The organism is Oligoflexia bacterium (assembly GCA_034439615.1).
Classification (GTDB): domain Bacteria; phylum Bdellovibrionota; class Bdellovibrionia; order JABDDW01; family JABDDW01; genus JAWXAT01.
The window spans coordinates 1-7,233 of record JAWXAT010000027.1 but is presented as its reverse complement, the minus strand read 5'-3'; the positions used below and the strand labels follow the sequence as shown (position 1 = coordinate 7,233).

Here is a 7,233-nt window from a genome sequence, read left to right as displayed (position 1 = left end):
GACTTATCGCCATGCCGCTCAGATTTACAATTGTTCCCATGGCACTGTAAATCATTGGGTAAAGCAGTATCGATCTGGTGTTTTGCCGGGCAAGGTTAGAAAAGTAAAACTTGATGCTAATGCAAAAGAAAGAGATCTCAATCACCTTCAGCATCAAGTTAAGAATCTCAAAACCGAAATTGGGGAGCTTTACCTTGAAAACCTGATGTTAAAAAAAGCCCTGGAGTACTCACAACAGATCAAAAGAGAAGATTCATCCGTGATCACCTCAGAGAATTTGGTTCAGTTGCCAAAGGTTGCCGAATAATGGAAGTCTCAAGAGCGGCTTATTATCACAAACCGTTTAAGGAGGAACGGTTAGGTGCAAGGGACATGGAACTTCGAGATTTGATTGAAGAAATCCATCTAGAACTTCCAGGCTACGGGTACCGCAGAATCAGAGAGCATTTGCTACGGAATGGTAAAACGGTGAATGGAAAACGCATAAGACGCGTGATGAAAAAATATTCGCTGTTTAGTTGCCTTCAAAAGTTTATGAAGATCAGAGGCGGTCCCTTCTTTACTCAAAAAATCTCATTGGTCGTTACCCGAATTAGAGACGAACATATATTGCAAACTATTGCTGAGTTGTTAAATAAATATCAAAGAGTACTTATTATTTACGGAAGTTCCCACTACAGGCTTCAGCATCAGGCCCTGAAGGTAGCTCTAGGGCAACCAAAAGATATTACTCCTAACTAGTGTCTAAACTCAGTCCAAAAAGTCTGAGCCCAAATGCCAAGTGTACCCACCCCAAAATCCATTCGAGGGTGCTGGATCAATGGAGATTGCTGCTAAAGCCAGTCTGTAACGCTGGATTGTTATTGAAAGTTACTTTTACCGAAAGCAAAGACTTTTTCACCGAATTAAAGTCAACGAAAAGTGCTAGATTAAAAACAATGACTGACTGAACGAAGAATAAATGAATAATCAAATCAAGAAAAGGAAGAATTTTATGAAACTATCTATTTTGTGGGGAACATTTGCCTTTATGGGGCTTTGGATCTGTCCTACTTTAGCGGCGAGTCCAATTCTTAACTGTGAGCGTGGGAACGTTGTTATCCTGGCCGAGTCTGGAAAATTACGCCTCATGGTTACCGATAGCGCCCTTCTGAACGCAATTAATAAATCAGGATCCTTTTTTGGAACTCAAGAGCCCCAGCTCTCCGTTGAAGGAGTGATGGTTGGAAATACTTTTCAAGCAGTTCGCCGAAACGAAGTTGGTGATGCGGCGGACACATTGGTTATAGGACGCGAAAATGGCCAATTCATTTTTAGTATTAATCAGGATTTCGCTGGTATTTGCATTCCTGATAGTGACGGATACCGTAATTGTTATCCAGGCGGCACTTTTCCTCGGGTGAATGTGAACCTCCAAGGATGCAGCTCACAAGGGATAAGCGCCTTACGCCAACTGTGAGGGAACTCGCTAGTTAAACGGACGAGGGAACCTTTTTATATTTTGCTTTAAAGGCGTCGGTAAAGGCGCCGAAATTTTCGTAACCAACAAGCAGCGCAACTTCACTCACTGAGTATTTACCTAGTTTTAACAGCCGCATTGCCTCCTCGAGGCGACGGCGTTTTATGTAGGCATAAGGACTAACCCCAATATCTTTTTTAAATTGACGAAATAAAGTTGCAACACCAACTCCAACTTGTCGGGCTATAGACTCCGTTTCAAGGTTGGAAAAAAGATTCGACTCTATATAGGTTATTGCCTTTTTAGCTGTGTCCTCTTCGCTTATGCTATTTTCCATACTACTTTTTCTGTTACCAGAAGCAATTGAAAAAATCTCGGCTAAAATTTTTCTTTCTAAAAATACAACATCGTCAGTTCGATGCCTTCGACTCAGGATTCTTTCAAAAAAATATTGCTGCACTAGCTGCTCTAACCAAACTGTTCTTTTTAACTTAAAACATTTCTTTTTTAAATTGCGGGAGATACTTACTTGGTTTTGGGATTTAGCGACTTCATCAACAAACTTATCCTCAGGTAACAGTGCCATTGTATCGTAAATAGCACTTATGCCTTCGTCGTCGTGAATGACTGCCGCCGGTACAACTAAAAAATTAGTGCTATCAATGGTAAATTTTTGGTTTGGTTTTTGGGTACGGACTTCCATTTCACAAGAGGCGCGCGGAAACACAATAATCATGCGGTCATGCGTATGAAAATCTTTAAAGAAGTTACAACTTCTTTCATAGGCTATCCCCATACCTGCAGATTCATCAATGGTTTGCTCTAGCAAACACCCTTGCGGTTCAAATTCAAAGCCTTTCCATGATTTAGGCGATTCTTTCATGATGATAGTTTTACCGAAATTTGAGATTTTTTCACCAAATTAATTTTATTCTGAAAAAGGTACATTAGTTGTGGTTAAAAGGAGGGGTTTATGCGACACGTGCTGCTACTAATTGCTATTCAGTTAATGGGTTTTCAAGGTATTGCTCAAAACATGCCAGGCTTCAGTGTATCAGTAACTTGCCAAGCTCGTTCAATAACGGGTGGGCATCCAAAAAATGCTACATTACTTACTCTTGGGTCATGGGATAACCGTGAGCGAAATATGTATGTTTTTGAAGGGGATCAACTTCGCGTCGGCCTTCAAGCTACCGAAATACTTCCTGCATCGAACGGCCAACTGACATCTAACCTTTTAGCAAAGGACCTCGATACCAATCAAATGAGAACTTATGGAAAAATTGAAGTTCAATTTGATGCCGCGGGAACTGGAAAAGGTGTTCTTCACAGTAATTTTCAATCAACAGAACCTTATGTTTTGGGATCTCTTGAATTAACTAACTGTCATATAAAGAGGCTACGATGAAAAAGGAGGCCAGGCTACGGGCTTCCCTAAAAACCATTAAAGGGACCATTTAGGAATTTTGCGCTTCAAGCGTTTTTCATACTCCCGAAATTAAGTGTATGATAGTTTTACCGAAATTTCAGAAGATTACACCGAAGAAAAAATAAGTTGAATCTTTTATAGTCCATTGGTGTCGGCAAATAAATGCCAACTTGAAAATGGAGTTACTATGAATAACCTAAATATTATATGCCTTTTCATAATTTTGTCTGTGTTTGATAACCCAGCGCATGCTGGCTGGCAGAAACTTCTTACTTGTGACGATGGTTCCGCTGTGGTTGATGTGAACACTTCTGAGCGCCGGAGCGTTCAGTTAGTCATTCGTGACAAACATGCCGTAAATTACCTTGGCTCATCCGGAGCATTTCCCTCGTACGGTAGAGGTGAAATTGTTGTTTCAGGGTGGCAGGAATCAGGCGTTTTTCAACCACAAGACTTTCGCGGATTTTCTGCTAGTTTCACAAGTGCAAACGATAAGACAACTTATGTTTGGCGAGACGGAGTAGGACTCAGAATTAAAGTTGAAGCATCAGGCACACGCATGGGAACTTGTGGTGGGCAGTGCGAAGATCCCCTCAGTTCAAGCTGCGAGGGACGCTGTAACGAGAGCTACAGATACGAGGTCGCCAACTGGCATTTTAGAAGCTGTAACTGATCGGGACCATTTCATTTCTCTACAGACAATGAGGCAGCGGAGCAGCCCAAAACATCATAGGCTAAAGTTTGTTCCGGAGAAGACTTAGTTTTTTTGTAGAGCTGCTTCAAACTCAGCATCCTTGGTTAAACTAATTTCTGATAGTGCAACGTCAAGAATTTCATGTGTCGAAGACAGGTACATCACTTGATAAGGAGCCGAATAAGGACCTACGGATTGTGAGAGATTCTTTAATGTTTCAATCTGCGGCAAAGCATCCGATTTGTTTACAATCTTAACTGATTCATTCTTAATTATTATTTCAACAACGTCCCAATTGTTGTGAGAGCAAGAGCTCCTAGATCCCTGAATGCAGCGGATGGGAACCACTAAACGGGAGTAGCAAGTTGTTAAGGAAAGAGCTTCAGCGTTAGCTGTCAAACTAGTAATCAAAAGACAAAAAGCGGCAGTATTTCTAAACATATGTTCTCCCATAGACCATTTCATAAGATCTAAGGAACAAAGTGCAAAAAACGAGCTGGATGTATTAGAGAGATTCCTTTTATCGTCATCAAAGTGACAGTTTTTTTACTATGGAATACTTATGCTGAGATATTTCTTTCTAGAGTTAATTACACTTGCATTTGTTCCATTTAACTATGGCACCTTTACTGCAGAAGACAATAGAAACAGAAAAAAATAACTTTGATAGGAGAATAGTTATGAATAAATTTTGCGTCTTTGTACTTCCACTTATTTTGTATTCTAATTTAGGTTCAGCGAAAGTGTTTATATCCAATTCCTGTTGGATTGAGGCTTCGCAAGCCGCAGCAGCCACACTAGATAAAGATCTGACTCAATCTAATGATTTTAAAGTCAATTTGATTAAGCCGTTTCAAATAAATTCGTCCTTAGTATATGATACAAATCCACCGTCATATGAATATATAGTTCTCGCCACAGTCGAAGGAGAGAATCCCAATACAAATGAATGGAGTCAAAAGCACTATTCAGTAACGGTCGAAGTCACTTTTAAGCCAGGCGACCTTGGTAAAATTGGATCTCAATTACCTTGTGATAAAGCGCTGACAAAAACAACAAAAGTGGTCGAGGAAAAAATAGAGTCCGAGCGCACGTAGAGTGCACGGAACAGCCTGATAAAGCGAGCCCTGCCCTGGCTCGCTCACCCTCGCCTCACGCTCGAAATTAATAAGGGCAACTTCGGGCTATCGCAATCACTCTACGTTTGCCATGTTCCCCACCCAAAGTATCTTGAATGGTTTTACGTAGGGATGATCCATCCTTAGTCGATATTTCAAACCCATCCAGGTAGGAATCTGGTATCAACCGAACTCTTAAGATATTGTGATTGACTGACTTAATTGGTTTTTCCTTTTCCGAAAATACATGGTTGAGGTTCACTCTTTCTAGTAGTTTACTCAACGGAATAGGGGTGTACCTATCGGATCTAATCTCTATGTCACATAATCCCGTTAGGCGTCGGCCGGGGTAATCTATCACGATCACAACACTGTTGCGATCATCATTGAGATCAAAAACATTGGTGTTGTTGAGATGCACCATCTCAGCGCTTGCAGCTGCGCACGTCAAAAAAACAGTCACTAAAATTAATTTATTCATATCTAACCTCCGCACATAGGTTTAGCGCTAAAGAGGTCATAAATAAAATGATTAACCTGTATGAATGTAATAGGAAATAATTATCGATACCACCGAGATCTGGGGTAATTACCCAAACCCCAGCGTTTCGGACTGGGGCGATTTCTAAAACTTCAAAATTGATACTGAAAGCCGGCACCAATGCTATCTGCGGTGAACTTTACTCCCGCAGAGCAATCCAGGCGCCCAAGTAAAGCGGGCGGACTGTCAATACAGCCGCCGAGATCGTAAATTAGTATCTGACTCGTCGGCAGCCTGCCAGTTCGCATCTATGGTGCTCCTGATATTCACACTCAATGATGGCACTATGTTCGGCTTCGTGACGATCATAATCAGCCTGTCCTCGATATAACCTGTGATGGCTAGGATCATGTTCACTGTGTGCGGAACACTCCCAAAGGTCTTCATGTAAAAATCCACGTGACTCGTCGTTCATAACTTGTACACCGTCGACTTCGGCCTGGGTAACTGAAACACCCATAATAGTTAGGAAAAGAATTGATAAAATGTTTAGAATTAGTCTCATGTAGCCTCCTTTGAATTTTTCAAAAAACAGTTCTTAAACTATTAATGTACTGCTTTCTTCGGTATTTCAACAAACAATAAAATAAAAAATAAAATCATATGATCGAGTAACAAAAGAGTTTCTTTTTTTATAAAATAAATGTCTCAATAAAAAGGCGGAATTTTTTCCGGATTTTTATTTGGTTTGTTATTGTTTACTGCAGGCCATTTTATCAGCGTCACCCGTATGTTCCATCATGCACATATAGTTAAGCGAAGTCTCAACTTGGTCAGACTGAAAGTAGACCTTAGCCAAGATATGCTCGCCACTGGGCCAAGCCTTTACCCCTTTAAAAGCAGCTTTCGTGGCTTCAGATCCGCTGGCTTTAAAAACCTTTAATACCTCAATGACACTATCATTTGTAGCATCAATTGTGTTGCCGTGAGCAAAAGCCAAACTGGGCAATGCTAAGGCTAAGAGTCCTGAAGCGAGAATTGCTTTCATACATACCTCCTTAGGTATAATTTAATTGTTATTACTGCTTGTTTAACGAAACCATTTCCGGGTTCACCAGACCCCGGTTCTTCCGTGCCTGGCTCATCAGGTTCTGGTGTGGTTGGTGGATTTGGTTTTGAAGGCTGCTCCTCCTTTTTTGCACCATTTTTAATCCAATCGTAAATTGCTTTTAACTGTTTTTGACTCAGAGGTTGGGCATCTTTTGGCATTTTTCCGCTTAACACACTCTTAAATAAACTACTTTTTTCTGGATTTCCTGGAATGATTAGTGGTGGAAAAACTTCTGGAGCAAATATTTTTTCATAACTTGATAAATCTATCCCGTTATCTTTCTTTACGGAGTTGTGGCAACTCACACATTTATTCTGAATTATATTTGTCGAGACGGATTTGTAGTTTGGTTCAACCAAGGCACCAGCGTCATCAGGATCGTGGTAAGCTGGACCGCAGCCAGCCACGGTTACAGGAAAAATTATAAAAAATAATTTTTTCATCGCTAACTCCATTTGCAGAATCTCTTGATTAGACTGCTGGGTCAAGTTGCGCTGCTATAACCAAATTATTGTCGAAACTAAAGTATCTTTTCTGAAGCACTCTCTACAAATGTGTGTCGACAAAAAATCTCACATCACCATTATTTGCCCATTCATTTGCGTTCCCCCATTTTTTCCGCAGGTGAATATAAATGTCCCCGTCTGAGTCGGCGTGATAGACCTTCGAGCCATGAGGGCCGAACGCAAATGAGGCATCGGTGCGTACGCCTAGAAAGCGAACGTTGCGAAGTAGAGCGAGCCGAGCAATAAGGAGTTTAGTAGGAGAATAGCTCTCAAACAACTTCGCTCTAATTTTTTGGATGGCTTTTTCGTGGAGAGACATTAAGTCAACCGACCTAGACTTTTAAAAATCAATTCTTTGCGGATAAAACTTGTTTTAGTAACAATTAAACGTTGACAGAACACGCTGTTTTAAACAAAATTTAATCTAAATAATAT

Annotated in this window: 11 protein-coding genes; 6 read left to right on the top strand and 5 right to left on the bottom strand. The window is 40.7% G+C overall.

Going from position 1 to position 7,233, the window contains the following annotated elements:
- The 3 genes from SGI74_05995 to SGI74_05985 form a co-directional block, all read left to right on the top strand.
- Positions 1-307: hypothetical protein (locus tag SGI74_05995; protein MDZ4677045.1), on the top strand; the 307-nt coding region annotated here is incomplete at its 5' end.
- A gap of 65 nt (positions 308-372) precedes the next feature.
- Entirely contained in the window at positions 373-741 is a 369-nt protein-coding gene (locus tag SGI74_05990; protein ID MDZ4677044.1) for an IS3 family transposase, read from the top strand.
- Positions 742-961: 220 nt separating this feature from the next.
- Entirely contained in the window at positions 962-1,459 is a 498-nt protein-coding gene (locus SGI74_05985) for a hypothetical protein (protein MDZ4677043.1), read from the top strand.
- A gap of 13 nt (positions 1,460-1,472) precedes the next feature.
- Here the strand turns inward: SGI74_05985 and SGI74_05980 are convergent, their stop codons facing one another.
- Positions 1,473-2,342 carry an AraC family transcriptional regulator gene (locus tag SGI74_05980; GenBank protein ID MDZ4677042.1) on the bottom strand — a complete coding sequence of 290 codons (870 nt, stop codon included), beginning with the start codon at positions 2,340-2,342 and terminating at the stop codon, positions 1,473-1,475.
- Positions 2,343-2,432: 90 nt separating this feature from the next.
- On the opposite strand from SGI74_05980, the gene SGI74_05975 reads away from it, so the two are divergent.
- Together SGI74_05975 and SGI74_05970 are read left to right on the top strand one after the other, a co-directional pair.
- On the top strand, positions 2,433-2,867 hold the full coding sequence (locus SGI74_05975) for a hypothetical protein (protein ID MDZ4677041.1): 435 nt from the start codon (positions 2,433-2,435) through the stop codon (positions 2,865-2,867).
- 208 nt (positions 2,868-3,075) lie between these two features.
- Complete coding sequence (locus tag SGI74_05970) at positions 3,076-3,561, top strand: hypothetical protein (GenBank protein ID MDZ4677040.1); 486 nt, start codon at positions 3,076-3,078, stop codon at positions 3,559-3,561.
- Between the two features lie 84 nt (positions 3,562-3,645).
- Here the strand turns inward: SGI74_05970 and SGI74_05965 are convergent, their stop codons facing one another.
- Positions 3,646-4,023, bottom strand: a complete 378-nt coding sequence (locus SGI74_05965) for a hypothetical protein (protein MDZ4677039.1) — start codon at positions 4,021-4,023, stop codon at positions 3,646-3,648.
- Positions 4,024-4,262: 239 nt separating this feature from the next.
- On the opposite strand from SGI74_05965, the gene SGI74_05960 reads away from it, so the two are divergent.
- The gene (locus SGI74_05960) at positions 4,263-4,679 is read left to right on the top strand and encodes a hypothetical protein (GenBank protein ID MDZ4677038.1); all 417 of its coding nucleotides are present in this window, start codon (positions 4,263-4,265) and stop codon (positions 4,677-4,679) included.
- Between the two features lie 67 nt (positions 4,680-4,746).
- Here SGI74_05960 and SGI74_05955 read toward each other — a convergent pair whose 3' ends face one another.
- The 3 genes from SGI74_05955 to SGI74_05945 form a co-directional block, all read right to left on the bottom strand.
- Positions 4,747-5,181 carry a hypothetical protein gene (locus SGI74_05955; protein MDZ4677037.1) on the bottom strand — a complete coding sequence of 145 codons (435 nt, stop codon included), beginning with the start codon at positions 5,179-5,181 and terminating at the stop codon, positions 4,747-4,749.
- A 751-nt stretch (positions 5,182-5,932) separates the two neighbouring features.
- Positions 5,933-6,229: a hypothetical protein gene (locus tag SGI74_05950; protein MDZ4677036.1), complete on the bottom strand. Its 297-nt coding sequence runs from the start codon at positions 6,227-6,229 to the stop codon at positions 5,933-5,935.
- Positions 6,226-6,735: a c-type cytochrome domain-containing protein gene (locus SGI74_05945; GenBank protein ID MDZ4677035.1), complete on the bottom strand. Its 510-nt coding sequence runs from the start codon at positions 6,733-6,735 to the stop codon at positions 6,226-6,228. The genes SGI74_05950 and SGI74_05945 overlap by 4 nt, the downstream gene beginning before the upstream one ends.
- Positions 6,736-7,233: the final 498 nt, after the last annotated feature.